Here is a 26,322-nt window from a genome sequence, read left to right on the forward strand (position 1 = left end):
CCTGTGCAAAGGAGCAAAGATGAGCGGAGCGGAGGGACGCGCTCGCCGCGTCCTGACCGAGGCGCCGACGGATCTCATCGTGGACCGGCTCGCCGCCGAGCTGGCACGCACGTACGGCGTCACCCGCACCGAGCTCTACCAGGTCGACTACCGGCTCGCCGAGCTGCTGCCGCTGGGTGACGGCCCGTCGGTCACCGGCCCCGGCCACCCGGCCTGGCGCGCCTTCGACCACCAGGAGCCGGTGATCGCCGACGGCGTCGGCTGGTTCCCGGTGGGCATGCGCGGCGAACGCCGGGGCGTGCTCCAGGTCGCCCCGGTCCCCGCCGACCCGAACGCCTGCCGGGAGCTGGCCACCATTGCCACGGTGCTCGGGCACGAGCTGAGCGCGGTCATGGCGACCACCGACATCTACCGGACCGCCCGGCGCAGCCGACGTCTCACGCTGGCGGCCGAGATGCAGTGGGAGCTGCTGCCGGGGCGCAGCCGGATCCGGCCGTCGTTCAGCCTGGCCGGGCAGCTGGAACCGGCGTACGCGGTGCGCGGGGACAGCTTCGACTGGTCCGACGACGGTCACCGGCTCTGGCTGGCGGTGCTGAACGGCTACGGCGAGGGGGTGGCCGCGGCGCTGCTCGCCTCGCTGGCCACGCACGCGCTGCGCAACGCGCGCCGGGCCGGGCTCGACCTGGCCGACCAGGCCGCCCTGGCCGACCAGGCGATCTACGCCCAGTACCGGGGCGAGCAGCACGTCTCCGTGCTCCTGATCGAGCTGGACCTGGCCTCCGGCGAGATGACGGTGGTGGACGCCGGTTCGCCACGGCTGCTGCGGCTGCGGGCCGGTCAGGTGACCGAGCAGGAGCTGGACAAGCAGTTCCCGCTCGGCATGTTCGAGAGCAGCGACTACCGCCCGCAGCGGTTCCGGCTGGAACGCGAGGACCGCCTGTTCGTGGTCAGCGACGGCGTGATCGAGGCCACCACCGAGCAGGTGCGGTACGGCGAGGTGGCGCTGGACCGGTTCCTGCGCCGGACCGGACCGATGGAACCGCTGGACGCGGTCCGGTCGCTGATCGGCGACCTGCGGGCGTTCGTCGCCGGTGACCTGGTGGACGACGCGGTGGTGGTGTGCCTGGACTGGCTGGGGCCGCAGCCCTGACCCGGCCCCTCAGTACGCGCCGCGGCTGTTGATCACCGCGCCGAACGTCTTCCAGAGGATGGTCAGGTCGGCGGCCAGCGACCAGTTCTCCACGTAGTACAGGTCGAGCCGGATGCCGTCCTCCCAGCTGAGGTCGGACCGGCCGCTGACCTGCCAGAGGCCGGTCATGCCGGGCTTGACCAGCAGGCGGCGTGCCACGTCGCCGTCGTAGCGGGCCACCTCGGACGGCAGCGGCGGGCGCGGGCCGACCAGGCTCATCTGGCCGAGCAGCACGTTGACGAGCTGGGGCAGCTCGTCCAGCGACCACTTGCGCAGCAGCCGGCCGACCCGGGTGACGCGCGGGTCGTCGCGCATCTTGAACATCAGGCCGTCGGTCTCGTTGCGCGCGGCCAGCTCGGCGAGCAGGGCGTCGGCGTTGACGACCATGGTGCGGAACTTGAAGACGCCGAACTCCTCGCCGCCCTGACCGACCCGGGTCTGCCGGAACAGCACCGGGCCACGGCTGTCGATCTTGATGGCGAGCGCGATCACGATCAGCAGCGGCGCCAGCACGAGCAGGGCGATCGACGAGATCGACCGGTCGACGAAGCCCTTCACCAGCTTGCGGGCACCGCGGAACTCGGGCGCCTCGACGTGGATCAACGGCAGGCCGGCGACCGGACGGGTGTGGATGCGGGGACCGGCCACGTCGGTGAGCGCCGGTGCCACCACCAGGTCGACGCCGGTGCCCTCCAGCTGCCAACCGAGGCGGCGCAGCCGGGTCGCGGTCAGCTCGCCCGAGGCGGTGACCGCCACCGTGTCGGCGCCGATCGCGGTGGCGGCCTCCGGGATGCCCCGGAAGCTGCCGACCACCGGCACGTCGCCCAGCCGCTGCGGCACCGGGGCGAGCAGCGCGTCCGGGATGCACGCGCCGACCACCTGATAGCCGGCGTACGGCTCCCGGCGCAGCGTGTGCACCAGCTCCAGCACGTGCGCGGTGTCACCCACCACGAGCACCTTGCGGGACCAGCCGGCGCCCCGGTCGCGGGCCCGGTGCAGCCGCTTGCGGGCCGCGAACCGCGCCACCTCCAGCCCGATCGTGCCGACGGCGAAGGAGATCGCCAGGAAGCCCCGGGAGACGCCGACGTCGGCGATGTACCCGGCGATGGCGATGCCGCCGGCGAGTCGCATGCTCGCCGCGCTGACCCGCCGGTACTCGTCGGCGCCGTAGCCGAGCACCTGGTCGTCGTAGCACCGCATCGCCTTGAGCGAGACGAGCCAGACCAGCAGCAGCGCCGGGGCGACCACCACGTACGGGATCTCGGAACCGGTCGGCTCCTCGTCTCCGAACCGGGCCAGGTAACCGACCAGGATGGCCACCGCGAGCACGGCGGTGTCCAGCACCACCAGGACCCGGATGTAGGCCCGCTCCGCGGCTCGCGTCGTCTTGCCCGGGCGTTCACCACCGGGTCGCGACGACGTGGCAGGAGTCAACAGCGTCGCCGAGGTCACCGGCCCTCCCCACTTCGCTCAGGACCGCCTCGTCCCCGCCCGGCTCCGGTGTGGAGCCCGCGGTCGAGGCACCCGGTCATCATGCCTGGACAATTATGGTTACCGATTGATTCGGACGCATTACCGTCAGTTCTCATCCCGCGTCTTGACCCGGGAAGCCTTCCGCCGTACCGGATTTCCGGTACGGCGGAAGACTAGCGCTGAGCTTCAGGTCAGCGGGGGGCGGGCGGTCGGAGCGCGATCGCCCGGAGGAAGATTTCGCCGATCTTGCTGGGGTCGGTGGTGACGAACGCGCCGCCGCCGGTGACCTTGGTGATCGACTCCAGCTCGGCCCGGTTCACCTCGGTGCCGATGCCGATGATGACGACCTGGACCGGCTGCTCGTCGTCCTTCAGCTTCTTCAGCTGGTCCAGCAGTTCCTTCTGCGAGATGCCGTTGGCATCCTCGTTCTTGCCGTCGGTGAACAGCACGATCGAGTTGACCTTGCCCGGCTCCCAGTCCTGCTGCACCTTCTTGTACGCCGCGAGCATGGTGTCGTACAGGCCGGTGTCGCCGCTGGAGGGCTTGATCGAGGCCAGGCCGCGCTGGAGCGCGCCCCGGTTGCTGGACAGAGGCTTTATTCCGACCAACTCGCTCCAGTCCTGCGAGCCCTGGAGGTTGGTGGAGAAGGTCCAGAGGCCGATCGACCAGGAGTCGTCGAACAGCCCGAGGCCCTGGCTCGCGGCGGCGACGGTGACCTGCTCCCGGCTGGCGCCGTTGGCGGTCGCGACCGGCTTCTTCATCGAGCCGGAGACGTCGATGACGCAGAGCATCCGGCCCGACTGCGTGGCCACCGACCAGGTGGTGGTCGCGGTCGAGATGGCACCCGGGTCGAGGTCGGCCGCGCCGCCCTGACCCGACGGCGGCACCTGGCTCGCGCCGCCGTTGGCCGGGCTCGGCGCGCCGGTCGGGGCCTGGAAGCCCTGCCCCCAGTTGCCGTCCGGCGCGCGCAGCGCCTGCGAGGCGAGCCGGTCCTTGAAGGCCGGCGTACGCAGCACCTCGAAGAGCACCCGGGCGGCGGACGCCTTGGACGGCTCGATGCCGGGCAGCACCGCGAACGGGTAGTCCAGCGGGATCGGCGCCGGCTCGAGGTAGAGCGCGGCGAGCCGGATCGGCGGCTTGGTGCTGTTGTAGGCGATCACGTCCTCCTCGGACAGCGCCGCCGCCCCCAGCCCGTTGGCGATCGCCGTCGGGTCCGACGAGCGCGGGAACCGCGCGAGGAGGTCCTGCCGCAGCGAGGAACGGTTGGTCGCCAGCGCACGCAGCGCACCGACCATCGCCTCCTGCGCCTTCGGCGAGCCGGACTCGCCGGTGGAACTGGCCGCGGCGGTCAGCGACAGCAGGCCGGACAGGCCGGCCGCGTCCTGGGTCGGCTCGACGATCCCGGCCCGCAGCGGCTTGCTGGCGGTGACCTGGGTCAGCAGGTCGGACCAGCGCAGCTTCTTGTCCGGCCACCCGATGCGCGAGGCCACCGGCTCGGGCAGCGCCACCACGACCGGGCTGCGCGCGATCGAGGCACCGTTCGTCGGCGCGAACGCGCTGGCCCCGCCGCTCTTGAGCCGGACCAGCCAGGTCGAGGAGTCCGGCACCCAGACGTCGGGGGTGACGGCGGTGCCGCTGGCCTGCCCGACGCCGGCGAGCGTGGCACCGTGCTTGCTCGCCACCGCGGCAGCCACCTCGACCGACTCGGACGAGGAGACGTTCACCGCGATGCACGTTCCGCCCACCGCCGCGCCGTCGGAGACCCACTGGTCGGCGGCGGCGCGCACCGCGGGGGCGATCTCCGGGGCGGTCGCCACCGACAGCTCGATGCGGCCCGAACAGTTCGGGCCGGCCAGCTGCTGGTAGCCGAACCAGGAGCCGGCTACGACGGCGACCAGGGCGGCCGCCACGGCGGCGGCACCTGCTCCGCGGAGGTGAGAACGCATGCGATGGCGGCCAGACACGGTGACCATCTTGCGTACCTCGTGGGGTTACCACCACAACCGTTCGGACGAAAGTTACGCAGCAGAAACAGTTGATCACCTAACCCATACGTTAAGTTACTGGTCAGTCATTTAAGGTGACTTCAGTCCACTTCGGACTGGCAATTGGTGACCGTTCCGTCACGGTAGGACGCACGTCGGACTGGCCACCGGCACCGGCTCCCCCACCGGCTCGGGCACCCCGCCGTCCGGATCCACCCGGAAGATCCTGATCATGTCGGCCCGCTCGTCCGCCACGTACAGGTGCGCACCGGCGAAGGCGAAGTGCCGGGGCCACTCGCCGCCGGTGTCGACCTCGGCCACCAGCTCCGGCGCGGGACCGTCGAGCGCGAAGACCGCGACCGTGCCCACACCGCGGTTGCCCACGTAGAGGAAACGTCCCCCGGGCCCGACCGCCACCTCGGAGGGCTGGACGTGCCCGGTCCGGCCGCTGGCGTCGACACGCGTCCGCTGCCGCGGCCCGTCCGGCGTCAGCTCGTACGCGGTGACCGTGGCGTCCAGCTCGCCGACGAGCCAGCAGCGCCGCCCGTCCGGGTGCCGGGCCAGGTGCCGGGGCCCGGTCCCGGGCGCCGTCCGTACGCGGGGCTCCCGCTCGGTCAACCGGCCGGCGTCGACCGCGTACCGGTAGACGGAGTCGGTGCCCAGGTCGACAGCGAGCAGCCCACCGCCGGCCGGGTCGGGCGAGACCATGTGGCAGTGCGCGTGCTCCTGCCGCTGCGGGTCGGCGCCGTGGCCGGAGTGCCGCACCAGATCGGTGCGCTCCCCCGGCACGCCGTCGGCGTCCAGGCCGAACACCGCCACGCTGCCGCCGCCGTAGTTCGCCACGAACAGGTGCCGCCCGTCCGGGGCGACCGCCAGGTGGCACGGCTCCGCGCCGCCGGTCTCGCGGACGGCCAGCGGCGTGAGGTCGCCGTCCGGTGCCACCCGGAACGCGCTCACCTGCCCGTCGGGCAACTCGTTGCACCCGTACAGCACCGGCAACGCCGGATGCCGCACCAGGAACGACGGCGACGGGGTGACCGCCACGACGCCCAGCGGGGTCAGTTCCCCGGTCGCCCGGTCCCGCCGGGCCGCCACGACGCCCTCGGCCCGCCCGCCCGTCTCCGCCGTGTAGCCGCCGATGTGGACGATCTCGTCCTGCCCGGTCACCGCTCCCACCTCTCGTCGGTCCTGCCTGCGATCCAACCAGAGGCTTCCCGGTGGCGCGCCCGGTCAGTCCCACCGCGCCCGACGGATCGGGTGCGGGTGCTCAGCCCACCGGCACCGGCTCGCCGCGCTGCCGCGCCACGTGCTCGACGAGCGAGATCAGCACCAGCTTGCCGGACTGCCGGTCCCGGGCGTCGCAGAGCACCAGCGGCACGTCCGGGTCCAGGTCGAGGGCGTCGCGGACCGCCTCCAGGCCGAACCGGCGGGAACCCTCGAAGCAGTTGACGCCCACCACGAACGGAATGCCCCGCTGCTCGAAGTAGTCGATCGAGGGGAAGCAGTCGGCGAGCCGCCGGGTGTCGGCGAGCACCACCGCGCCGAGCGCGCCGAACGCCAGCTCGTCCCAGAGGAACCAGAACCGGTCCTGGCCCGGGGTGCCGAACAGATAGACCTGGAGGTCGTCGTTGATGGTGATCCGGCCGAAGTCCATCGCCACGGTCGTGGTCGACTTCTGCTCGACCCCGGAGACGTCATCGGTGCCGAGCCCGGCCCCGGTGAGGACCTCCTCGGTCTGCAACGGCCGAACCTCACTCAACGCGCTGACCAGCGTCGTCTTTCCGGCGCCGAAGCCACCGGCGATGAGGATCTTCAGCGCCAGCGGCACTCGTGCCGCCTCCGGCTCCCGGTCATAGCGCACGGAGTCCACTGACCACCGCCTTGAGGATGTTGTCGTCGGGCAGGTACGCGGTGGCCGGTGGGCGGTGCACCGCGACGAGTCCATGGGCGAGAAGGTCGCCGAGCAGCACCCGGACCACGCCCACGGCCAGGTCCAGGTCGGCGGCGAGGTCGGCCACGGCCTTCGGCCGCCGGGCCAGCTCGATCAGGCGGCGGTGCTCCGGCTGGAGGCCGGGCGTACCGGCCGGGTCCGCGCCACTGGTGGCGAGCACGAACGCCAGCAGGTCGAAGCCGTCGACGGGTGGGCGTACCCGGCCGCCGGTGAGCGTGTAGGGGCGCACCACCGGTCCGGCGTCGGCGTCCAGCCACTCGTGCTGCGGCCCCGGCGACTCAGCGCGCATCGGTCCGCTCCCCCGCCACCCGGCTCGGCGCGGCCAGGTTCTCCCCGACCCGGATGACGAGCATCGCCATCTCGTACGCGACCAGGCCGATGTCGGCGTCGGCGTCGCTCGCCACCGCCAGGCAGGCGCCCTGCCCGGCGGCGGTCACGAACAGGTAGGCCGACTCCATCTCCACCACGGTCTGGCGGACCGCGCCGCCGCCCAGGTGCCGGGTGGCGCCCTTGGCCAGGCCGGAGAAGCCGGAGGCCAGCGCGCACAGGTGTTCCGCGTCGGTGCGGTCCTGGTCGGTGGAGGCCCCGAGCAGGAGCCCGTCCGCCGAGAGCACCACCGCCTGGCGGGCGGCGGGAACGCGCTCCACCAGGTCGTCGAGCAGCCAGTCGAGATCGGCGTTCTGCCGCGTCGTGTGCACCACTAGGCGTCCCTCTCAGTCGCGGTTCGTGGGTCCGGCGCCGGCGGGGCGGGCTGAACGCCCGGCCCCGCGGTCGTGGACGGCGTACCGGTGTCGCGCGTTTCGGTCGTGGGGGTGGCCGGGTCGGTCCCGGCGGCGCGGGTGCCGTCCCGGCGTCCGCGGGCGGTGCCGGCCTGCAACGCCGACATGGCCCGGCGGGCCTCCTCCGGGGTGCGGTGGGCCGGGGTGTCCGTGACAACCGCGCGGGGACGCGCCGTCGCGCCGCGGCGCCGGATCCGGCGCGGCAGGCCGTCGTCGTCGGCAGGTGGCTCCACGGTCGAGGCGCGCGCCGACTGCAACGGGACCACTGTGCTCTCCGACCGGTCCCGGCCCGGCCGGACCGGCCGCCCCGGCCGGGGCACCGTGGCCAGCCGCGTCACCTTGGCCAGGCGCCGCCGTTCCGGCCCGGCGGAGGCGTCCGCGCCCACCGGCGGCTCGTCGGTGATCAGTTCCGACGGTACGAACACCGCGGCGACGATCCCGGCCGGGCGGGACGGCCGCAGCTCCACCCGTACGCCGTGCCGGGCGGCCAGGCGCGCCACCACGAACAGCCCCAGCCGGGCGCTGCCGGCCGGGTCGAACTCCGGCGGCTCGGCCAGCTTGCGGTTGGCGTCGGCCAGGGCCGGCGCGGACATGCCCAGTCCCCGGTCGGTGATCTCGATGGTGTAGCCGTCCGGGACGGTCCGGCCGGTGACGTCCACCCGGGTGCCGGGCGGGGAGAACGTGGTGGCGTTCTCGATCAGTTCGGCGAGCAGGTGGATCACGTCGCCGACGGCCCGGCCCAGCACCCCGGCCGGGGCCACCTCGCCCACGTCGACCCGGTCGTACGCCTCGACCTCGGAGATCGCGCCGCGCATCACGTCGACGGCGGCGACCGGCCGGCGCCAGCCGCGTCCGGGCGCGGCCCCGGCGAGGATCACCAGGTCCTCGGCGTGCCGCCGCAGCCGCGTCGCCAGGTGGTCGACCTGGAACAACCCGGCCAGCTCGTCCGGGTCCTCGGTACGCCGTTCCAGCCGGTCCAGCAGCGCCAGCTGCCGGTGCACCAGCCCCTGGCTGCGCCGGGCCAGGTTGAGGATCACCTCGTTGAAGCCGCGGCGCAGCGTCACCTCGTCGACGGCGGCGCGGACCGCGGTCCGGCGCACCTCGTTGAAGGCGCGCGCCACCTGACCGATCTCGTCGCCGCCGTGGTCGAGTTCGGGCGCCTCCCGGGCCACGTCGACCTCCTCGCCCCGGCGCAGCCGCGCGACCACGTCGGGCAGCCGGCGTTCGGCCACCTCGGTCGCGGCCGCCCGTACGCCGGTCAGCCGCTGCGCCAGCGACCGGCCGACCCGCAGCGCCACCAGCACGCACACCACGATCGCGACCAGGCCCAGCACCCCGGCGGCGGCGAGCTGGACGAGGATCCGGGTGGCCATCGGCACCGACCGCTCGGCGAGGGCGTCGGCGCCGCGCAGCTCGAAGTCGCGCAGGCTCTGCCACACCTCGGCGTGACTGGTGTCCCACGCCCGCATGTCGAACCGGGCGGGCAGCGCGGACGAGCGGATCAGGCTGTCCTGCAGCGCGCGCAGCTTGCCGAACCCGGCGCCCTCGGTCATCCGCTGGTACGCGGCCCGCTCCGCGGGCGGCAGGTCGGACACCGCGATCTCGGCCAGGAAGCGCTGGTTCTCGACGGTGCGTACCAGTTGCTCGTGCTCGCCGTCGGCGTACCGGCCGGCGGTGACGGCGCCGGCCAGCAGCGCGTCGGCCTGCCCGAGCAGCTCCCGGGAGCGTCCCAGCGCGGTGAGCGCCGTCGCCTCCCGGTTGAGCTGCGCGTCGGGCAACGCGGCCATGGCGCCGAACGCCTGGAACGCCGAGCCGATCATCCCGCTGTAGAGGCCGACGGCGCCGGCCCGGTCGACCTTCCGGTCATCGATGAACGCGCGCCCGGCGGGCAGCGCGTCGAGCGCCGAGACCAACTGGTCGAGCCGGTTGTCGAGCTGGGCGTCGGCGACGTCGCGCAAGTCACCGCCGTCGACCTTGCGGCGCAGCTCGACGATCGCGTCGTCGGTGCGTACCCGCTGCTCGGTCAGCTCCGGGAGGGCGCGGTCGCCGGCGAGCTGGACCACCGACAGCCGCCGTTCCCGTTGCAGCTCCGCCACCACGGCCTCGCCCGGGCGGCCCAGGTCGTAGAGGAGGGTACGCGCGGAGAGCAGGTCGAGCGCGGGCCCGAAGGTGAGCGTGGTGGCGAAGATCCACAACGCCAGCAGCCCGGTCACCGGGCCGATGACCAGCGCGGTCAGCTTGGCGCGGATCGGCCAGTCACGGGTGTTCAATCAGACCTCGCCCGGGAAGGTGTCGCTCGGTGGCGCCGGCAGCGGCCGCCGTTTCGCCGGCCACGACGCCGGGCCCCGGCCCGGACGCCTTGGGCAGGATACGTAATCCGGGGCGGATGCACTACCGGCCGTCTCGGCTCTCACTACGGTCCGAGACGGGCACGGCGGGCGCAGTCGGACACCGCTGCGGCACCGGACGGCGGTCGCGGCAGCGCGCCTTTTTCCCGGCCGGGGCGGAAAGTGCCGCAGAACGGGATTGGCGATCACCCGCACGAGGGAATACCAGCGTGCGAAGGAGGAGCCATGTCGTCCACCCAGGTAGTCGTCATAGTCATCGTCGTCGCCGTCATCGCCGCGCTCGTCGCGGTCGCCGTGGTCGCCAGCCGCCGCCGGGCGCTGCGCGAACGCTTCGGCCCCGAGTACGACCGGGTCGTCGCCGAACAGGACAGCCGCAGCGCCGCCGAGCGCGAGCTGCGGGAGCGGGAGCGCCGGCACGCCGAGCTGGAGCTGACCCCGCTGAGCCCGGAGTCGCGGGCCCACTACGCCGCCGCCTGGGAAGAACTCCAGGTGCGCTTCGTCGACTCCCCCGCCGAGACCGTCGGCGAGGCCGACGAGCTGGTCAGCCGTCTGATCGCCGAGCGCGGGTACCCGACCGGGGACTTCTCGGACCAGATCGCCCACCTCTCCGTCGAGCACGCCCGCACGCTCACCCACTACCGCGACGCCCACGAGATCCGGCAGCGCAACGAGCGCGGTGAGGCCGGCACCGAGGACCTCCGGCAGGCGCTCGTGCACTACCGGGCCCTCTTCGCCGACCTGCTCGGCGAGGACCCGGTGCCCACGTCCACGCAGCAGCCGGAGCAGCGCCACCCCGACCACGACCACGACGTCCCGAGCCGCTGAGGAGGCCGCCGCCATGCGCCAGGATGAACAGCAGGTCACGCAGGACCACCCCGAGGCCGTCCGGTCCGCACCGGTGCCGGTGCCGCAGCCGGGCGAGCACGCCGACCGACGCGACGCCGACCGGGCCGACGTACCCGAGGACGCGCTGGACGACCGCGGCACCTTCGACGACCCGGCGGTCGCCGACGACCGGCGCGACGCCGAGGTCGACGAGACCCGCGCCTACGACGCCGGGGACCTGCGCGACGCGGCCGACCGGACCGACGAGGACGGGCGCGACGAGGACGGACGACCCCCGTACGCCGAGCCGGCGCCGCTGCCGACGGCGTTCGGCGCGGCCACGGTGGGCGACGCGGTAGCCGCCTCGGCGCTGGCCGGCGGCCGTCCGCAGGACGAGCGCGACGCGCGCGACGAGGACACGGCCGCGCCGGGCGACGGCGCGCCGGGACGCACCGATCCGCTGGACGACGAGCGGGCCGACCCGACCGCCGGGGACCGCCTGCACGACCGGGACCGCTGGGACGCCGAGCACTCCGGCGCCGCCGATGACGTGGACGGCGACGGCCGGGACGACCGCACCGGCGACGACGTGGCCCGGGGCGACCGCACGGTGGACACCGACGACCGCATCGACGGCGTCGTCCGGGACGACGCGGCCGCCGACGGCGCGGTCGGGTACGGCAGCGCCGAGCCCGGCCTTGTCGACCCGGACGCCGAGCCCGTCCCCGCCGGCGACGACGCCGACCGGCGGCACGACCGGGTGGACGCCGACACCGCCGCCGTGGCGGCGGGCGCGGCAGCCGCCGGGGCGGCCGGCACGACGCTGGGCGGCGCGGAGCGGCCGACGGCCGGCGCGGTACCCGCCGACGCGGCGACGCTGTTCGCACCCGAGGCCGCGCAGGGCTTCCGGGACCGCTGGCGCGACGTGCAGCTGCGCTTCGTGGACGACCCGCGCGCCGCGGTCGGCGAGGCGGAGTCGCTCGTCGAGGAGGCCATCGAGGCGCTCTCCACCGCCCTGCGCGAGCAGCGCACCCGGCTCGGCGCCTGGCAGGAGTCCGGCTCCACCGACACCGAACAGCTCCGGGTCGCCGTGCGTGGCTACCGCGACTTCCTGGACCGCGTCCTGGGGCGCTGAGGCCTCCCCGCAGAACCCCTCGGAGCCCCGGCCGGCGACCCGGCCGGGGCTCCGCCGTACCCAGACCGGCCAGCAGGCATGAAACTTCGCAATCGGGGTACGTGCGGGCAGCGGTGCACACGAGGGGAGCACGGGCATGGGTGGCGGCGGCCTGCGTCTGGACATGAACGCGGTGGACTACCTGATCCTCGCGCTCTACTTCGTCACGGTGCTCGGCGTCGGTTTCGCCGCCCGGCGCGCGATCCGTACCAGCGTGGACTTCTTCCTCTCCGGCCGCTCGCTGCCCGCCTGGGTCACCGGCCTGGCGTTCGTCTCGGCGAACCTGGGCGCGCTGGAGATCATCGGCATGGCCGCCAACGGCGCCCAGTACGGCATCATGACCGTGCACTACTACTGGATCGGCGCCGTACCGGCGATGGTCTTCCTCGGCATCGTGATGATGCCGTTCTACTACGGCTCCAAGGTCCGTAGCGTCCCCGAGTACCTGCGGCTGCGCTTCAACCGCCCCACCCACCTGCTCAACGCGATCAGCTTCGCGGTCGCGCAGGTGCTCATCGCGGGCGTGAACCTCTACGCGCTGGCCCTGATCATGCAGGCGCTGCTGGGCTGGCCGCTCTGGTTCGCGATCATCGTCGGCGCGGTGATCGTGCTGGCGTACATCACCGTCGGCGGGCTCTCCGGCGCGATCTACAACGAGGTGCTCCAGTTCTTCGTGATCATCGCCGGTCTGGTGCCGATCACGGTGATCGGGCTGGTCAAGGTCGGCGGCGTGAGCGGACTGATGGACGCGGTCCGCGACTCCAAGCTCGGCGAGGCCGGACTGCACGCCTGGGAGGGCACCGGCAGCACCGACAACCCGCTCGGCGCGCACTGGCTGGGCATCGTGTTCGGCCTCGGCTTCGTGCTCTCCTTCGGCTACTGGACCACCAACTTCGCCGAGGTGCAGCGCGCCCTGTCCGCACGGAACATGAGTGCCGCGCGGCGTACGCCGATCATCGCCGCGTACCCGAAGCTGCTCATCCCGGCGGTCACCGTGATCCCCGGCCTGATCGCCCTGGTCACCGTGAAGGGGCTGGGCGCCGACGAGGGCGACCTGGTCTACAACAACGCGATCCCGCTGCTCATGCGCGACCTGCTGCCCAACGGTGTGCTGGGTATCGCGGTGACCGGCCTGGTGGCCTCGTTCATGGCCGGCATGGCGGCGAACGTCAGCGGGTTCAACACCGTGTTCACGTACGACATCTGGCAGGCGTACTTCCGGCGGGACATGCCGGACGAGCACTACGTGAAGGTGGGCCGGATCGCCACCGTCGGCGCGGTCGTGATCGGCATCGGCACGGCGTTCATCGCGGCCGGGTTCAGCAACATCATGAACTACATCCAGGCGCTGTTCTCGGTCTTCAACGCCCCGCTCTTCGGCACCTTCATCATCGGCATGTTCTGGCGGCGGATGACGCCGCTGGCCGGGTTCTGGTCGCTGCTGTCCGGCACCGTCGTCGCGACCGCCACCTACCTGCTCTACAAGGGCGGCGTGATCAGTTTCAACTCGGACCTGGAGGAGAGCTTCTGGGGCGCCGGCCTGGCCTTCGCCACCGTCGCGGTGGTAGCCGCGGTCGTCACGCCGCTGACCCGGCCGAAGACCGACCGGGAGCTGACCGGGCTGGTGTACGGCCTCAGCGACACCACGCTCGCCGACGACTCGCTGGCCGGCGACACCGCCTGGTACCGCTCCCCGGTGCTGCTCGGCGTCGTCGCCGTGGTCCTCGCCGCCCTGTTCTACATCCCGGTCTTCTGAAGGAGGGGACGCACGCCATGGCAGACGACGCGGACCGCCACTACCAGGGCGGCGAGGCGCACGACCCGCTGGTCGACGAGACCGAGGACGCCCGGGAGGAGCGCTCCGCCGCGGCCCGGCTGTTCGACATCCGCCGGGTCATCGGCGGCCTGTTCGTGGCGTACGGCCTGATCGTCGGGTTGCTGGGACTGTTCGACACCTCCGCCGAGATCGAGAAGGCGCAGGGCCTGCGGATCAACCTGTGGGCCGGCGCGGCGATGCTGGTGTTCGGGCTGCTGATGCTGCTGTGGCAGCGGCTGCGCCCGACCGAGCCGCCGGAGCCGCAGCGCGACGAGTCCTGACCCCTCCGCCCGCATGGCGCGGTCCGCACCGGGTAGGCCACGGGGATCACGCGAAGGGACAGGAGGGCAGCAGCATGACCGATCGTGACCGCGGTGGCGAGCGGCCGCTGGAGGAGACCCCCGAGGTGGCCGCGGCGGTGGACGACGACAGCACGGTGCCCCAGTTGCGCAGCGGCGGCACCGACCCGGACAACCCCGTCTTCACCGAGCCGGACGGCGCGGTGCCGGACACCGGTTCGCCGAACCTGATCGGTGACCCGTACGCGGCCGGGACCGGCGCGACCGGCACCGGCACCGGTGCCGCCCCGGACGACATCCGTACCGGCGCCGAGCAGCCCTGGGATCCGGAGGACCTGGTGCAGGCCCGGGGTCAGGACGTGACGCCGGAGAACCTGGAACGGGCCCGCCGCGACCTGGCCGAGCTGGGCCGGGCGGCGATCGAGCGCACCGTGCCCTGACACCGGGACGGCCGAGGGCCCCTGGTCGACGTGGGCGTCGACCAGGGGCCCGGGGAACCCGCGCGGCGGTGCCTCACTCCCGCCGCGGCGGGTGGCCCTCACCGCGGCTCAGGAGAGCGGCGGGTACGCGTTCTGCATGAGCTGCTGGAACTGGGCCGCGAACCAGGCGCCGGAGATCGGCGCGTCCGGCAGGGCACCGGACATGTTGTTGCCGTTGCGGGCGTTGCCGGTGTAGGTCGGGTCGCACATCCGGTCGAAGCCCTTGCCCTCGTTGTTCGGGATCTCCTTGCTGGAGCCGTCCGACTCACCCGGGGGCTTCACCCAGACGTAGGCGTCGATCCCGGGCTCCGGGTTGGCCTGCGGCCGCTCGCCGAGACCCGCGCCGGCCTGGTTGCACCAGTTGCCGGTGTGGAAGCGGCGGTCGACCCGGCCGCCGTCGACGTACGCGTCCACGCTGGTCGACGGGCCGGGGCCGGTCGGCCGGGCGGCGCCGCCCCAACCGTTGCGGGAGGTGTCGATCAGCATGCCGATGTTGCTGTCGAAGCCGATCGAGACCAGCTTCTGCCGGAACGCCTGGGCGAACGACAGCTCGTCGAGGTACTGGTTCCAGTCGGCCCACTTGGACTGCCGGACGGTCTGGCCGTTCACCGTGTCGGTGATCTTGACGTACGGCTCCCTCAGCGCGGAGTAGTTCGCCGTGTTGACGATGAAGCCCTGCACGTTGGCGACGGTGCTGCCGGAGGCCACAGCGGCGGCCTTGAGCTGGTCGGCGACCGGGCCGAAGTTGCTGTCCCAGCCGATCCAGCCGTGGTGGGCGGCGTCGATGTAGTTGTAGACGTTGCCGATCGCGCCCAGCTTCGCCAGGGCGTAGCCGACACCGTTCACGTACGCGCCGTTGGCCTTCACCGTGTCACACATGACCGTGCCGCCCGCGTTGCCCGAGGTGTTGGTCACCAGGTTGGGCAGCGAGTCGATCTCGATGATGTTGACGATGCGCAGGTTCCGGTACTTCGAGTCGCCCTGGATCGCGGCGATCGGGTCGATGTACTCGGCCTTGTAGCGGGGCAGCTCGTCCGGGCCCAGCTCACCGTTCGAGGCGAGCGCGGAGCAGTCCCGGCCGGGCAGGTTGTAGATGACGAACTGGATGTAGCCGGCACCCTGGGCGACCGCGGCGTCCAGGTGGTCACGGACGCCCATCGCGCCGTTGGAGCTGCTGTCCGGCGTGCCGTTGATGGCGGCGATCCGGTCGATCCAGACGGCGGTCGGGTTGTTCGACACCCGGTTGCCGCCGGACACCGACTCGGCCTTGGCCTTCCACTCGGGGTTCACGTACCCCTTCACACCGGCGTACGGGTTGTCGACCCGCTGCCCGGGCGGCGGCGGGCTGGTCGGCGGCGTCGAGGTCGGCGGGGTCGACGTGGGCGGCGTGCTCGTGGGCGGCGTGCTGGTCGGCGGCGTGCTCGTCGGCGGGGTGCTGGTGGTCGGCGTGCCGCCGTTGCACACAGTGCCGTTGAGCGTGAACTGGGTCGGCTTGGGGTTGCTGCCGCTCCAGGAGCCGTTGAAGCCGATGGTGGTGCTGGCGCCGCTGGCGAGCGACCCGTTGTACGACTCGTTCTGCGCGGTGACGTTCTGCCCGCTCTGGGACCACCTCGCGGACCAGCCGTTCACCACGCGCTGCGAGCTGTTCGGGAAGGTGAAGCCGAGGTTCCACGAGCTGAGCGCGTCACCGATGTTCCTGATGGTCACGTTGCCGGTGAAACCACCGGGCCAGTCGCTGGTCGTGTAGGTCACGCTGCACTGGGTGGCGGCCTGCGCCGCGGTGACCGGGAGGGTCACCAGTCCACCGGCTACCAGGACGCCGGCGCTGGTGAACGCGAGCGTCCGGCTCCGGCCGGACAGCCTTCTCCACAGATTCATGCCACTGATCTCCTTGGGCGAGACCGGATCCGCGTACGGCCCGGCGCAAATGGCGGCGGCGGTCGTGGGAACGACCGTGCGCGCCACGGGTTTCTTCGGGGGACGCCCGACCCGGACGGGCGTTGTGGGGGTGGTGGTGCCGACCGGTCCGCAGGACCGGCCGATGGAGCCGGACGTCGTCCGGTGGTGCCGGTTGCCCTCGACGTCTGAGCTCGCGGTGTGGCTCCCCGAACCGCGTGCAGCGATTCTTGCATGGGAGCGCTTCCATGGCAATGGTTCGATGCGCTCGCCGCCCACCCTACCGCCGGCCCGCACCCGCCCCGCCCGTCCCACCAACCCCGTCCGCTACGACCCGCCCGGCTCGGTGGAACGCCATGGGTGTCAAAACGGCCCGATGACACCCGTGACGTTCCACCCACGGCGCGCAGCTCCGCGACGCCGGGGCACGACGGGCGAAGCGACGACGACGGCGACCGAAGTGGGGCCGATCGGCGCGCCGGGTCGGGGACAGCGCGGACACGCCTGATCTCGACAAACTCCTAAAAGCGAATCTTTCCCCGAATAACTCGCGAAAAGGTCTAACGTCGGCCTTAGCGCGACTGACGTCGGGCTCAGGACGAACAGGGATGGAGACGCTGGTCATGGCTAAGAAGATGCTCGGGAAGGTGGTCGCGGGCGCCGCTCTCGGCGGGGCGGGCCTTCTCGCGTTCACCCCGGGGATGGCCTACGCGGGCGGGCACGACGACGGCAAGGTCATCGCCAAGCCGCACGTGGTGAAGGCGGGGGACACCGTCGAACTGCTCGCGATCTGCTCCGAGCCGCAGAAGCACGCCACCGTCTGGTCGAAGGTGACCGGCAAGGTCGACCTGCACCCGGCCCGGGACGGCGAGCACGGCGACCGGACCGACCGCGGCGGCGACTGGGGCGGTGACAAGGACTGGGGCTGGGACGACAAGGGCCCGGACGGCAAGGACGACCACGGCAAGGGCCCGGACGGCAAGGACGAGCACGGCAAGCCGGGCGGCAAGGACGAGCAGGGCAAGGGTCCGGACGGCCGCGGCGAGCCGGGCTGGGACGACAAGGGCCCCGGCGGCAACGGCCCGGGCGGCAACGGCCCGGGCGGCAACGGCCCGGGCGGCAACGGTCCGGGCGGGAACGGTCCGGGCGGGAACGGTCCGGGCGGCGACGGGATGCCGCAGCCTCCGGCGAACCAGCCCCAGCCGGGCGGCCAGCCGGAAGGACAGCCGCAGCCGGGCGGTGCGGGTGCCGGCGCGGCCGTCGAGCCCGGGGACTGGCAGGGGCACGACGAGTACGGCCAGGACGCCGAGCCGGGCTGGGAGAAGGAGAAGCGGGGCGAGCCCGACTGGACCAAGGACGCGCACGGCCCCGACGGCAAGGAGCGGCACGGCAAGGACGAGCACGGCAAGGACGCCAAGGGCGAGCACGGCAAGGACGCCGAGCGCGACTACGGCAAGGACGCCAAGGACGAGCACGGCTCGTGGCAGGACGGCAAGGACGACTGGCAGGCGAGCGGAGGCGCCTGGCAGGACGAGAAGGGCGACTACGGCAAGGACGCCGAGCGCGACTACGGCAAGGACGGCTGGGAGCACGGGAAGGACTTCGTCTACTACGGCGAGGCCACCGTCTCGCACGACGCCCGGCCGGGCCGCTACGAGCTGCGGGGCTCCTGCGGTGAGGGCGAGTTGGTGGTCCTGCCCCGCGGTGGGGTCGACGGTGGCGACGGCGGCATGACGACCACCGGCGTGGACCGCAACCTCGCCACCGGTGGCGCCGGCATGATCGGTGCCGCGGCGCTGGGCGGCCTGGTGCTGCTGCGCCGGCGGCGGGCCGGTGGGCTGGTCTGACCGGACGACGACCCGGGCCGGCGGCCGTCACGGAAGTCCGTGGCGTGCCGTCGGCACGGCCGTCGTCGTCCTGCTCGCCATGGCCGGGGCCGGGCTGGTCGGCGCGTCGGTCCGCACCGTACCGCCACCCGCCCCGCCGCAGCCGATCTCGCAGGCGGGCCCGGTCACCACGGAGCCACAGATCGATCCGGGCACCGTCTACACCGACCCGGACGCCGGAGGGCGGGTGACACCGGACGCCTCCGCCCAGCCCGTACCCGGCGGCGACGGGCAACCGACTGCGGGCGCCACCGGCCAGGCGACGCCGGGCGTGCCGGCCGGGCCCGCCACCCCGGGCGCCCCGGCCGCGACGGGTGCCACCGGAGCGGCCCCGCTGCCCCGGTCCGCGCCGGTCACCATCTCGATCCCCCGCATCGGGGTGCAGGCCCCGATCATGTCGCTCGGCACGAATCCGGACGGCACGGTCCAGGTGCCCCCGCTGGACCAGGCCATGAAGGCCGGCTGGTACTCCCCCGGCGCCAGCCCGGGCGAGGCCGGCAACGCGGTGATCGTGGGTCACGTCGACTCCGCCCAGCTCGGCCCGGCGGTGTTCTTCAACCTCGGCGCGCTGGTGCCCGGCGACACGATCGTGGTCGCCCGGCAGGACGGCAGGCCCGCCACGTTCGCGGTGCGGGAGGTGGGGTCGTACCCGAAGACCGCCTTTCCCGCCGCGCAGGTCTACGGGCCGTCGGCCACGCCCGCCCTACGCGTGGTGACCTGCGGCGGGGTGTTCGACAAGACGGCCGGCAGCTACCTGAACAACATCGTCGTCTACGCCGAGATGACCGGCTGAGGCCGGGAACGGCGGTGGCCCGGTGGTCGGGGAACCGACCGCCGGGCCACTCGTGCGTGCGGCGTCAGGCCGCCGCCGACGTCCGGACCAGGGTACGGATCTGGCGCAGCAGCACCGACAGCGCGGACAGGTCGGCGCGGGACTCGTCGAACTCCCCCATCGCCCGGTGCGCCCGGTGGATCGAGGTGGCGTTCGCCTGCTCCCACGCCTGCACCCGCTCGACCGGCGGTACGTCCTCCGGCGTCGACCCGAGCACCTCCGCGGTGAGCGCGGCCAGCGCGGCGTACAGGTCGTAGCGCAGCGCCATCCGGGCCAGGGTCTGCCACCTGTCCTCGCGGGGCAGCAGGGAGATCTTCGACAGCAGCGCGTCCACCCGGAACCGGTCGGAGAGCACGAAGTAGACCGAGGCCACCTCGCTCACGTCCCGCCCGGTGCCCTGCGCCGTCTCGACGATGTCCAGCAGGCCGAAGCTGTACATCAGGCGGGTCGCCTGCTCGGCCAGGTCACGCGGCAGCCCGCGGCCGACCAGCGACTCGATGTGCGCCGCGATGGCCTCCCGCTCGGTGCCCCAGAACCGGTGCTCCAGGTCCGGCAGGAGCCGGGCCACACCGTCACGCAGCCGGGCGATCTCCGCCGGCACGTCGATCGGCGAGCGCCGGTTGGTGACCAGCCAGCGCACCGCGCGGTCGAGGAGCCGCCGGGTGTCCAGGTAGACGGCCGTCTGCAACTCGGGCGAGACCTTGTTGTCCAGCGCCTCGACCGCGTCCCAGAGGTCGCGCAGGCCGAACACCTCGCGGACCACCACGTACGCGCGGAGCACGTCCGCCGCGGACGCGGCCGTCTCCTCGACCACCCGGAAGACGAACGAGATGCCGCCCCGGTTGATCGCCTCGTTGACCAGGACCGTGGTGACGATGTCCCGGCGCAGGCGGTGCCGGCCCATCCGGTCGGCGAAGCGCTTCCGCAGCGGGGTCGGGAAGTAGTTGACCAGAACCTCGGTCGTCCACTCCTCGTCCGCCAGGCCCTCGCCGACGATCTCGCGCTCCAACACGATCTTGACGTACGCGAGCAGCACCGCGAACTCCGGCGCGGTCAGGCCGCTCTCGGTGCGGACCGCCAGTTCCTCGTCCGACGGCAACGCCTCCAGCGACCGGTTCAGCGCGCCGGACCGCTCCAGCTCGTTGATCATCCGCCGGTGCACCGGGAGCAGCGAGGCGGCCTGGGCCTGGGCGTTGTTCAGTGCCCGCGCCTGGTCGTAGTTGTCCCGCAGCACCAGCTCGGCGACCTCGTCGGTCATCTGGGCCAGCAGCTCGTCGCGCTCCGGCCGGTCCAGCTCGCCGTCGGCCACCGCCGTGTTGAGCAGGATCTTGATGTTGACCTCGTGGTCGGAGCAGTCCACACCGGCCGCGTTGTCGATGAAGTCGGTGTAGATGCGGCCGCCGGTCGAGGCGTACTCGATCCGGCCCTGCTGGGTGAAGCCCAGGTTGCCGCCCTCGCCGACCACCCGGCAGCGCAGGCTCTTGCCGTCCACCCGGATGGCGTCGTTGGACTTGTCCCCCACCTCGGCGCTGGTCTGGCTGGACGCCTTGACGTAGGTGCCGATGCCGCCGTTCCAGAACAGGTCGACCGGCGCGGTGAGGATCGCCTTCATCAGCTCCTGCGGGCTGATCTGGGTGACGTCGTCGTCGAGGCCGAGCACCGCGCGGACCTGCGGCGAGATCGGCACCGACTTCGCCGTACGCGAATAGACGCCGCCGCCGGCGGAGATCAGCTCGCGGTCGTAGTCCTCCCACGACGAGCGCGGCATGTCGAACAGCCGCTTGCGTTCCTCCCAGGACCGGGCCGAGTCCGGATCCGGGTCCAGGAAGATGTGCCTGTGGTCGAACGCGGCCACCAGCCGGATGTGCTTCGACAGCAGCATCCCGTTGCCGAACACGTCGCCGGACATGTCGCCGACGCCGACCACTGTGAAGTCCTGCGTCTGGGTGTCGTGGCCCAGCTCCCGGAAGTGCCGCTTGACCGACTCCCAGGCGCCCCGGGCGGTGATGCCCATCTTCTTGTGGTCGTAGCCGGCCGAGCCGCCGGAGGCGAACGCGTCGCCGAGCCAGAAGCTGTGCGCCTCGGAGATCTCGTTGGCGATGTCGGAGAACGTCGCCGTGCCCTTGTCGGCGGCCACCACCATGTACGGGTCGTCGCCGTCGTGCCGGACCACGTCGTCGGGCGGCACGATCTCGCCGCTGACGATGTTGTCGGTGACGTCCAGCAGCGCGGAGATGAACTCCTTGTAGCAGATCACCGCCTCGTCCCGGTCGCCCGGCTTCTGCTTGAGCACGAAGCCGCCCTTGGCGCCGACCGGCACGATCACCGCGTTCTTCACCATCTGCGCCTTGACCAGGCCGAGCACCTCGGTCCGGAAGTCCTCGCGCCGGTCGGACCAGCGCAGGCCGCCGCGGGCCACCGGCCCGTAGCGCAGGTGCACGCCCTCGAACCGGGGCGAGTAGACGAAGATCTCGAACTTGGGTCGCGGCGCCGGCAGGTCCGGGATGGCCTGCGGGTCCAGCTTGAACGCCACGTACGCCTTGGGCCGCCCGCCCACCGGCTTCTGGTAGAAGCTGGTGCGCAGCGTGGCCTGGATCAGCGTCAGGTAGGCCCGCAGGATGCGGTCCTGGTCGAGGCTGGCCACCTCGTCCAGCGCCTCGCCGATCGCGTCGACCAGCTCACCGCTGCGCTGCCGGCGCTCGTCGAGCGTGGTCGCGCCCGGGGCGAACCGGGTCTCGAACAGCTTCACCAGCAGTTCGGCGATCTGCGGGTACGCGATGAACGTCTGCTCCATGTACTCCTGGGAGAACACGGTGCCGGCCTGCCGCAGGTACTTCGCGTACGCGCGCAGCACGACGACCTGCCGCCAGGTGAGCCCGGCGCGCAGCACCAGCTCGTTGAAGCCGTCCACCTCGGCCTCACCCCGCCAGGCGGCGGCGAAGGCGTTCTCCACGTGCGGACGCACCTCGGCCAGGTCCTGGTGCCGCTCGGGCAGCTCCAGACCGAAGTCGTAGAGCCAGATCCGGCCGTCGACGCGCTCCACCTCGTACGGGTGCTCGTCGACCACCTTCACGCCGAGCGAGTGCAGCACCGGCAGCACGGCGGAGAGCATCATCGGCTCGCCGTACCGGTAGACCTTGAACCGCACGTCCATCGCCTCGTCGGCGTCGGCGGCGCGCCCGGCGTACGGACGCGGCGGCGCCTGCTTGCGGAACAGGTGCATCTCCAGCTGGCCGGGCTCCTCCAGCAGCTCCAGCTTCGCCAGGTCCTTCATCGCCTCGTACGGCGTGTGCCCGTCCTTGTAGCCCTCCGGGAAGGCGTCGGCGTACCTGGCGAACAGGTGCTTGGCCTGCTCGTCGCCGAGCTTGCGTTCCAGCACCAGCCGGTAGTCGTCGTCCCAGAGCCGGGTCGCGTCGGCCAGCTCCTCGGCGAGCAGGTCGGCGTCGATGTCACCGGGCGGGTTGTTCGGGTCGGTACGCACGATGAAGTGCACCCGCGCGAGCATCGACTCGGTCACCCGGGTGGTGTAGTCGACGCCGACGCCGTTCAGCTCGCGCAGCAGGATGTCCTGCATGCGGAGCCGGTTCTGCGTGGTGAACCGGTCCCGCGGCAGGTAGATCAGGCAGGAGATGAACCGCCCGTACGCGTCGCGGCGCAGGAACACCCGCAGCTGCCGGCGGCCCGCCATCCGCAGCACGCCGATCACCGCGTGGTAGAGGTCGTCGGTCTTGATCTGGAACAGCTCGTCGCGCGGGTAGGTCTCCAGGATCTGCAACAGGTCCTTGCCGGAGTGGCTGCGCAGGCTCAGGCCCGAGCGGTCCAGCACCTCGGCGACCTTGCGCCGGACCACCGGCAGCTCCTGCACGCTGGTCCGGTACGCCGCGGTGGAGAACAGGCCGAGGAAGCGCCGTTCCCCGACCACCTCGCCGGCCTCGTTGAAGATCTTGAAGCCGATGTAGTCGAGGTACGCCGAGCGGTGCACGGTGGCCCGCGAGTTGGCCTTGGTGATGATGAGCAGGCGCTTCTCCAACACCTTCTCGTGCGCCTCGGGCGTCATCGAGTTCAGCGACCGGGCCTCCGGCGAGTCGGAGCGCAGGATGCCCAGCCCGGTGCCGAGCACCGCCTCCAGGGCCTGCCCGCCGCGCGCCCCGTCGGTGTGCACCAGGCGGTACTCGCGGTAGCCGAGGAACGTGAAGTGGTCGTGCGCCAGCCAGCGCAGCAGCTCCACCGAGTCGGTGATGTCCTTCTCCGGCACCGGCGGGCGATTGTCCGACGTCCGGGCGGCGGCCAGTTCGTCGGCGAGCGCGAGGGCCCGCTGCCGCATCTTCGGCCAGTCCTCGACCGCCTCGCGCACGTCGGTGAGCACCCGCTGCAACTCGCGGCGCAGCGCCTCCCGCTCGGCCGGGTCACGGACCGGGTCGATCTCGATCCGCATCCAGCTCTCGACCAGGTCACCGGCGATGGCGTCGTCCGGTTCCACGTCGGCGGAGACCTCGGTGAGCCGGCCGAGCGGCTCGCGCCGCACCACGACCAGCGGGTGCACCAGCAGGTGCACGTCGAGGTGGCGGGAGTTCAGCAGGGCGGTCACCGAGTCGACGAGGAACGGCATGTCGTCGGTGACGATCTCGACGACCGTGTGGTGCTGTTCGGCGTCCGGCTCGTGGATGCGGAGCTTCAGCTCGCCCGGCACCCGCTGCTGGGCCAGGTCCCGGTGGGCCCGGGCCGCCTCCAGCATCTCCTCGGCGGTGAAGCCGATCAGCTCCTCGTCCGGCGCGAACCGCCAGAAGCGGTCCACCAGCGTGGCCGCGTCGTGGTCGTCGCCGGCGAGTGCGACCGCCTGGGCGACCAGCCGCTCCGCGTTGGGAACGGGCTCGTCCAGCTCGGCGTCCTCCGACTCGTCGGCCAGTGCCTGCGCAGGCAGGCCCAGGTCGTAGAGGGTGTCGATGCTGGAACCGGTCATCCCGGTCACTCCTGTGTCGAGACGGCTGAAACCGTCCCCGTCGGTCGCCGAATCGAAGCTGTCGTCGTCCCGGCCGGTGTCAGCCTGCCGGAGGTCGGGTCCCGGTTTGATCGCCGGACGCCGGTCCATCGGTGCCACTCCCCTCGACCCACCGCGTTGTGGGTCACTCTGCCGCCCAGCCTAGGCCCTACCGCGCGGTACCTCCCGCGGCGGACCACCGGCCGGACGTCCGGATCGGGACTCTGTCCTTTCACCCGTTGCGGGTTCGTGGTCGGCCGATCGCGGAGTACCCCGACTGGCGATGTTCATCACACTGCCACACGCTGCTTCTCGCGCTCCCGGAGGCCGTGGCGGGGCGGTGGCGAGCGCCGCGTCGTACTAGCGTGCAGGGCAGTTGAGCACCGGAGGGACCGCTTCATGCCCGTGTCGTACCCCGTCCGCCCCCGCCGCCACACCCGTCACCGTGCCCTCGCCGCGCTGGCCGCAGTCCTGGTCACAGCCGGTGCGCTGACCGGATGCTCCGGAGACGACGGCCCGGAGACGGCCGTGGAGGCGTTCCTCGGCGGCTGGCGCTCCGGCGACCTGCAGGCGGTCGGCTTCGTCGAGCCGGCCGGCGGGCGGGTGCCCGCCGGTGAGGTGACCAAGCAGATCCAGGCGCTCGCCGGCGCGCTCGCGGCCAACCCGCCGGAGCTGGCCCGCACCGGGGAGATCACCACCAAGGGCGACGTCGCCACCGCGCGCGTCAAGGTGAGCTGGGCGCTGCCCGGCGGCGGCACCTGGGCCTACGAGAATCCGGTACGCCTCAAGCGCGGCGGCGACGACCAGTGGCAGGTGGTCTGGGAGCCGTCGGTGGTGCACGAGAAGCTGGAGAGCGGGGACCGGATCGCGCTGCGGCGGGAGCCGGCGCAGCGCGCCGGTGTGCTGGACGCCGCCGGTCAGCCGATCGTCGCGCCCCGCCCGGTGGTCCGGGTGCAGCTCGTCCCCGGCGAGATCGACGACGTACCGGGCATGGTCCGGAAGCTGGACACCGCGTTCAAGGCGATCCGGCCCGCGCTCACCCCGCCGGTCGACCTCGGCGACCTGCCCAAGCGGCTCAAGGAGGCGAAGGCGGACGGGCTCGTCGAGGTGGTGACGCTGCGCGACGAGGCGTACCGGCAGATCAAGCCGCGCATCTACGACCTGGCCGGCACCCGGTTCGTCTCCGAGCAGCTCATGCTGGCGCCGACCCGCGAGTTCGCCCGGGCGCTGCTCGGCTCGGTCGACCAGGCCACCGCCGACGACCTCCAGGCCCACCCCGACCGGTACGCGCGCGGCGACCTGGTCGGCCACGGCGGCCTCCAGGGCCGGTACGATGAACGGCTGCGCGGCACCCCCGGCGTCACCGTGATCACCGAACGGACCACCCCGGACGGCAAGGTGGAGCCGACCGGCACGGAGCTGTTCCGCAGCGACCCGAAGCCCGGTCAGCCGGTGAAGACGACGATCGACGCGGCCACCCAGAACGCCGCCGACGCCGCGTTGCGCGGGCAGACCCGCCGCTCCGCCCTGGTCGCCGTGCGGATCAGCGACGGCGCGGTGCTGGCCGCCGCGAACGGTCCGGGCGCGGCGGGCGAGAACCTCGCCTTCACCGCCCAGGTTCCGCCGGGTTCGACGTTCAAGATGGTCAGCGCGCTCGGCCTGCTCGACCGCGGTGCGGTGACCCCGCAGACGACTGTGAACTGCCCGAAGACGGCGACCGTCGAGGGCCGGGTCTTCAAGAACTCGGACAACTTCGAGCTGGGCGCGGTGCCGTTCGCCACCGACTTCGCCAAGTCCTGCAACACCGCGTTCGTGGCTCTGGCGCCGAAGCTCGGCCCGGACGGGCTCGCGCAGGCGGGCCGGTCGCTCGGCCTGGAGGCCGAGTGGGATCTGGGCACCGACGCGTTCACCGGCAAGATCTCCGCCAACGGCCCGGCCACCGAGCAGGCCGCCGCCGCGATCGGGCAGGGCACCACGCTGGTCAGCCCGCTGACGATGGCGAGCGCCACCGCGGCGGTGGCCCGGGGCAAGTTCGAGCAGCCCAAGCTGCTGCTCGACCCGGCGCCGGCCAAGCCCGCGCCGGCCGGCGAGGCGCTCAAGCCGGAGTCGGTGGCGGCGCTGAAGACGATGATGCGCGGGGTGGTCACATCGGGCAGCGGCAGCGTGCTCGCGGACGTCCCGGGCGAGCCGGTGCACGGCAAGACCGGCACCGCGGAGTACGACAACAACCCGGCGCACACGCACGCCTGGTTCGTCGGCTGGCAGGGCGACGTGGCCTTCGCCGTCTTCGTGGAACAGGGCGGGGCGGGCTCGAAGGTCGCGGCGCCGATCGCCGAGCGGTTCCTGCGCGGGCTGGCCTGATCCCACAGATCGTCACGCATCGTAACCGAAGGCTCTCGTCACGCACAGTAG

18 protein-coding genes are annotated in these 26,322 nt (G+C 72.6%); 9 read left to right on the forward strand and 9 right to left on the reverse strand.

The features are described from left to right. The first annotated feature begins 19 nt into the window (after window positions 1-19). Window positions 20-1,150: a PP2C family protein-serine/threonine phosphatase gene (locus ACQP26_RS24600; protein ID WP_269704427.1), complete on the forward strand. Its 1,131-nt coding sequence runs from the start codon at window positions 20-22 to the stop codon at window positions 1,148-1,150. Window positions 1,151-1,159: 9 nt separating this feature from the next. Here ACQP26_RS24600 and ACQP26_RS24605 read toward each other — a convergent pair whose 3' ends face one another. The 7 genes from ACQP26_RS24605 to ACQP26_RS24635 all read right to left on the reverse strand — a co-directional run bounded on the left by ACQP26_RS24605 (window position 1,160) and on the right by ACQP26_RS24635 (window position 9,647). Further along, window positions 1,160-2,641, reverse strand: coding sequence for a sugar transferase (locus tag ACQP26_RS24605; RefSeq protein ID WP_269704426.1), 1,482 nt, complete (start codon window positions 2,639-2,641; stop codon window positions 1,160-1,162). Window positions 2,642-2,853: 212 nt separating this feature from the next. Continuing rightward, complete coding sequence (locus tag ACQP26_RS24610; RefSeq protein ID WP_269704425.1) at window positions 2,854-4,608, reverse strand: substrate-binding domain-containing protein; 1,755 nt, start codon at window positions 4,606-4,608, stop codon at window positions 2,854-2,856. 177 nt (window positions 4,609-4,785) lie between these two features. Then, window positions 4,786-5,814 carry a lactonase family protein gene (locus ACQP26_RS24615; RefSeq protein WP_433494116.1) on the reverse strand — a complete coding sequence of 343 codons (1,029 nt, stop codon included), beginning with the start codon at window positions 5,812-5,814 and terminating at the stop codon, window positions 4,786-4,788. Between the two features lie 100 nt (window positions 5,815-5,914). Further along, window positions 5,915-6,517, reverse strand: a complete 603-nt coding sequence (locus ACQP26_RS24620) for a GTP-binding protein (RefSeq protein WP_269704423.1) — start codon at window positions 6,515-6,517, stop codon at window positions 5,915-5,917. Further along, a complete protein-coding gene (locus tag ACQP26_RS24625) occupies window positions 6,498-6,887 on the reverse strand; it encodes a DUF742 domain-containing protein (protein ID WP_269704422.1) in 390 nt (129 codons plus the stop codon). The genes ACQP26_RS24620 and ACQP26_RS24625 overlap by 20 nt, the downstream gene beginning before the upstream one ends. Beyond that, window positions 6,877-7,299, reverse strand: a complete 423-nt coding sequence (locus ACQP26_RS24630) for a roadblock/LC7 domain-containing protein (RefSeq protein WP_013288181.1) — start codon at window positions 7,297-7,299, stop codon at window positions 6,877-6,879. The genes ACQP26_RS24625 and ACQP26_RS24630 overlap by 11 nt, the downstream gene beginning before the upstream one ends. Beyond that, complete coding sequence (locus ACQP26_RS24635; RefSeq protein ID WP_433494117.1) at window positions 7,299-9,647, reverse strand: nitrate- and nitrite sensing domain-containing protein; 2,349 nt, start codon at window positions 9,645-9,647, stop codon at window positions 7,299-7,301. Before ACQP26_RS24635 ends, ACQP26_RS24630 begins: the two co-directional genes overlap by 1 nt. A 303-nt stretch (window positions 9,648-9,950) precedes the next feature. Between ACQP26_RS24635 and ACQP26_RS24640 the strand changes: the two genes are divergently transcribed. From ACQP26_RS24640 to ACQP26_RS24660, 5 genes are all read left to right on the forward strand, one after another. Then, window positions 9,951-10,550 (forward strand): hypothetical protein, encoded by a 600-nt coding sequence (locus ACQP26_RS24640; RefSeq protein ID WP_433494118.1) that lies wholly within the window; start codon window positions 9,951-9,953, stop codon window positions 10,548-10,550. A gap of 13 nt (window positions 10,551-10,563) precedes the next feature. Then, on the forward strand, window positions 10,564-11,685 hold the full coding sequence (locus ACQP26_RS24645; protein ID WP_433494119.1) for a hypothetical protein: 1,122 nt from the start codon (window positions 10,564-10,566) through the stop codon (window positions 11,683-11,685). Between the two features lie 136 nt (window positions 11,686-11,821). Next, entirely contained in the window at window positions 11,822-13,480 is a 1,659-nt protein-coding gene (locus tag ACQP26_RS24650; RefSeq protein WP_269704417.1) for a sodium:solute symporter family protein, read from the forward strand. Between the two features lie 17 nt (window positions 13,481-13,497). Next, complete coding sequence (locus ACQP26_RS24655) at window positions 13,498-13,821, forward strand: hypothetical protein (protein WP_269704416.1); 324 nt, start codon at window positions 13,498-13,500, stop codon at window positions 13,819-13,821. A gap of 74 nt (window positions 13,822-13,895) precedes the next feature. Continuing rightward, window positions 13,896-14,279: a hypothetical protein gene (locus tag ACQP26_RS24660; RefSeq protein ID WP_135241748.1), complete on the forward strand. Its 384-nt coding sequence runs from the start codon at window positions 13,896-13,898 to the stop codon at window positions 14,277-14,279. Between the two features lie 108 nt (window positions 14,280-14,387). Here the strand turns inward: ACQP26_RS24660 and ACQP26_RS24665 are convergent, their stop codons facing one another. Next, window positions 14,388-16,196 carry a glycoside hydrolase family 6 protein gene (locus ACQP26_RS24665; RefSeq protein ID WP_433494120.1) on the reverse strand — a complete coding sequence of 603 codons (1,809 nt, stop codon included), beginning with the start codon at window positions 16,194-16,196 and terminating at the stop codon, window positions 14,388-14,390. Between the two features lie 626 nt (window positions 16,197-16,822). Between ACQP26_RS24665 and ACQP26_RS24670 the strand changes: the two genes are divergently transcribed. Further along, a complete protein-coding gene (locus ACQP26_RS24670) occupies window positions 16,823-18,061 on the forward strand; it encodes a hypothetical protein (RefSeq protein ID WP_433494121.1) in 1,239 nt (412 codons plus the stop codon). Between the two features lie 79 nt (window positions 18,062-18,140). After that, complete coding sequence (locus ACQP26_RS24675) at window positions 18,141-18,893, forward strand: class F sortase (RefSeq protein WP_433496194.1); 753 nt, start codon at window positions 18,141-18,143, stop codon at window positions 18,891-18,893. 64 nt (window positions 18,894-18,957) lie between these two features. Here ACQP26_RS24675 and ACQP26_RS24680 read toward each other — a convergent pair whose 3' ends face one another. Continuing rightward, window positions 18,958-24,021: an NAD-glutamate dehydrogenase gene (locus tag ACQP26_RS24680; protein ID WP_269704412.1), complete on the reverse strand. Its 5,064-nt coding sequence runs from the start codon at window positions 24,019-24,021 to the stop codon at window positions 18,958-18,960. Between the two features lie 288 nt (window positions 24,022-24,309). On the opposite strand from ACQP26_RS24680, the gene ACQP26_RS24685 reads away from it, so the two are divergent. Then, on the forward strand, window positions 24,310-26,271 hold the full coding sequence (locus tag ACQP26_RS24685) for a penicillin-binding transpeptidase domain-containing protein (protein WP_433494122.1): 1,962 nt from the start codon (window positions 24,310-24,312) through the stop codon (window positions 26,269-26,271). The last annotated feature ends 51 nt before the right edge of the window (window positions 26,272-26,322 follow it).

Origin of the sequence: Micromonospora sp. CA-248089 (assembly GCF_050948515.1) — a bacterium.
Taxonomy (GTDB): domain Bacteria; phylum Actinomycetota; class Actinomycetes; order Mycobacteriales; family Micromonosporaceae; genus Micromonospora.

Excerpts from the sequence above, each read along its gene's own strand:
- ACQP26_RS24600 (WP_269704427.1), top strand. The coding sequence starts at position 20 with ATGAGCGGAGCGGAGGGACGCGCTCGCCGCGTCCTGACCGAGGCGCCG.
- ACQP26_RS24610 (WP_269704425.1), bottom strand. The coding sequence starts at position 4,608 with ATGCGTTCTCACCTCCGCGGAGCAGGTGCCGCCGCCGTGGCGGCCGCC.
- ACQP26_RS24625 (WP_269704422.1), bottom strand. The coding sequence starts at position 6,887 with ATGCGCGCTGAGTCGCCGGGGCCGCAGCACGAGTGGCTGGACGCCGAC.
- ACQP26_RS24640 (WP_433494118.1), top strand. The coding sequence starts at position 9,951 with ATGTCGTCCACCCAGGTAGTCGTCATAGTCATCGTCGTCGCCGTCATC.
- ACQP26_RS24645 (WP_433494119.1), top strand. The coding sequence starts at position 10,564 with ATGCGCCAGGATGAACAGCAGGTCACGCAGGACCACCCCGAGGCCGTC.
- ACQP26_RS24650 (WP_269704417.1), top strand. The coding sequence starts at position 11,822 with ATGGGTGGCGGCGGCCTGCGTCTGGACATGAACGCGGTGGACTACCTG.
- ACQP26_RS24655 (WP_269704416.1), top strand. The coding sequence starts at position 13,498 with ATGGCAGACGACGCGGACCGCCACTACCAGGGCGGCGAGGCGCACGAC.
- ACQP26_RS24660 (WP_135241748.1), top strand. The coding sequence starts at position 13,896 with ATGACCGATCGTGACCGCGGTGGCGAGCGGCCGCTGGAGGAGACCCCC.
- ACQP26_RS24665 (WP_433494120.1), bottom strand. The coding sequence starts at position 16,196 with ATGAATCTGTGGAGAAGGCTGTCCGGCCGGAGCCGGACGCTCGCGTTC.
- ACQP26_RS24670 (WP_433494121.1), top strand. The coding sequence starts at position 16,823 with ATGGAGACGCTGGTCATGGCTAAGAAGATGCTCGGGAAGGTGGTCGCG.
- ACQP26_RS24675 (WP_433496194.1), top strand. The coding sequence starts at position 18,141 with ATGGCCGGGGCCGGGCTGGTCGGCGCGTCGGTCCGCACCGTACCGCCA.
- ACQP26_RS24680 (WP_269704412.1), bottom strand. The coding sequence starts at position 24,021 with ATGGACCGGCGTCCGGCGATCAAACCGGGACCCGACCTCCGGCAGGCT.
- ACQP26_RS24685 (WP_433494122.1), top strand. The coding sequence starts at position 24,310 with ATGCCCGTGTCGTACCCCGTCCGCCCCCGCCGCCACACCCGTCACCGT.